The sequence below is a fragment of the Bradyrhizobium sp. genome (assembly GCF_049586575.1).
Taxonomy (GTDB): Bacteria; Pseudomonadota; Alphaproteobacteria; order Rhizobiales; family Xanthobacteraceae; genus Bradyrhizobium.
Genome location: NZ_JBAVCF010000739.1, coordinates 1 through 1,888, shown reverse-complemented (window position 1 = coordinate 1,888; position 1,888 = coordinate 1). Strand labels below are relative to the sequence as shown.

At 62.5% G+C, this 1,888-nt stretch carries 1 protein-coding gene and 1 pseudogene; both read left to right on the top strand.

Annotated elements, in window-relative coordinates; translation table 11 throughout:
• The first annotated feature begins 217 nt into the window (after positions 1-217).
• Positions 218-1,171, top strand: a complete 954-nt coding sequence (locus WB528_RS26745) for an aspartate carbamoyltransferase catalytic subunit (protein ID WP_423892353.1) — start codon at positions 218-220, stop codon at positions 1,169-1,171.
• A gap of 4 nt (positions 1,172-1,175) precedes the next feature.
• Positions 1,176-1,888, top strand: a pseudogene (locus WB528_RS26740) (dihydroorotase); the annotation flags it as partial.

Genomic DNA, 1,888 nt, shown 5'->3' with positions numbered 1-1,888 from the left:
TGTCAAATCCACTCCACTAGCGGGACAGGTTGTCATTAACTTTAAGATCATACGCGGGAGCCGATCGTCCCCGCACCGAAAAATAGGCGAACCACCGGCATAATTGATGAAACCTTGCCGAAACATCGCGCCGGAACGGGACAGACCGGGGGATAACTTTTAAGTTCCCTCTTGGCCCTTGCCCACCGCTGGTCCTGCGCCTATAGCTCTCGCTTTAATGACATCTGTATCGAAATCGACCTTCGTCCTCGGTCACCGGCATTTGCTGGGCATAGAGGGCCTTTCCGCCGCCGACATCACCGGCCTCCTCGATCTCTCCGAGGAATATGTCGAGTTGAACCGGCAGGTCGACAAGAAACGCACTTCCTTGCGCGGCCGCACCCAGATCAACCTGTTCTTCGAGGCCTCGACCCGCACCCAGTCCTCATTCGAACTCGCAGGCAAACGGCTCGGCGCCGACGTCATGAACATGTCGGTATCCTCGTCCTCGATCCGCAAGGGCGAGACGCTGATGGACACCGCCGTTACGCTGAACGCGATGCACCCGGACATTCTCGTGGTCCGGCATCACGCGTCAGGCGCGGTGGAACTGTTGGCGCGGAAAGTGGACGGCTCCGTGATCAATGCCGGCGACGGCGCCCATGAACATCCGACGCAGGCGCTATTGGATGCGCTCACCATCCGCCGCAACAAGGGCCGCCTCGAAGGATTGACGGTGGCGATCTGCGGCGACGTCACGCATTCGCGCGTCGCGCGCTCCAACATCATCCTGCTCAACACCATGGGCGCGCGTGTCCGCGTGGTAGCGCCCTCCACGCTACTGCCGCACGGCATCGAGCGAATGGGGGTTGAGGTCGCCCGCGACATGCGCGAGGGGCTTGCCGGCGCCGACATCGTGATGACGTTGCGGCTGCAACGCGAACGGATGAACGGCTCCTTCGTGCCCTCGACCGGTGAATATTTTCACTACTTCGGCTTGGACCAGAAGAAGCTCGCTTACGCCAAGCCTGACGCGCTGGTGATGCATCCGGGCCCGATGAACCGAGGCGTCGAAATCGACTCCATCGTCGCCGATGGCGCGCAATCGCTGATCCGCGAACAGGTGGAAATGGGAGTGGCGGTGCGGATGGCGGTGCTCGAAGCGCTCGCCCGCAACCTGCCGAACGCGTGAAGATATGCTGAGAGATCGCCGCCCCATTCTTCTCGCCAACGCCCGCGTGATCGATCCGTCGCGCGATTTCGACGGTCCCGGCGACGTGCTGATCGCCGATGGCCTCATTCGCGACAACAAGCGCGGCATTGGCGCGGCCGGCGTGCCCGAGGGAACCGACATCATCAATTGTGCGGGCAAGATCGTCGCGCCCGGCCTGATCGACATGCGCGCCTTTGTCGGCGAACCCGGCGCCAGCCACCGCGAGACGTTTGCATCCGCAAGCCAGGCAGCCGCAACCGGCGGCATCACCACCATCGTCTGCCAGCCATCGACTTCACCCGTCATCGACAATTCCGCGACCGTCGATTTCGTTCTGCGCCGCGCCCGCGACACCGCGATCGTCAACATCCATCCAATGGCCGCGCTGACCAAGGGGCTCGCCGGCGAAGAGATGACCGAAATCGGTTTGCTTAAGGCTGCCGGCGCCGTCGCTTTCACCGACGGCGATAGCAGCGTCGTCAATGCACAGGTGATGCGGCGCGCGCTGACCTATGCACGGGATTTCGATGCGCTGATCGTCCATCACACCGAAGACCCGCACCTGGTCGGCGAAGGCGTGATGAACGAAGGCGAATTCGCTACAAGGCTTGGGCTGATGGGCATTCCCAACGCCGCCGAAGCGATCATGCTGGAGCGCGACATGCGCCTCGTCGCATTGACCGGCGGCCGCTACCA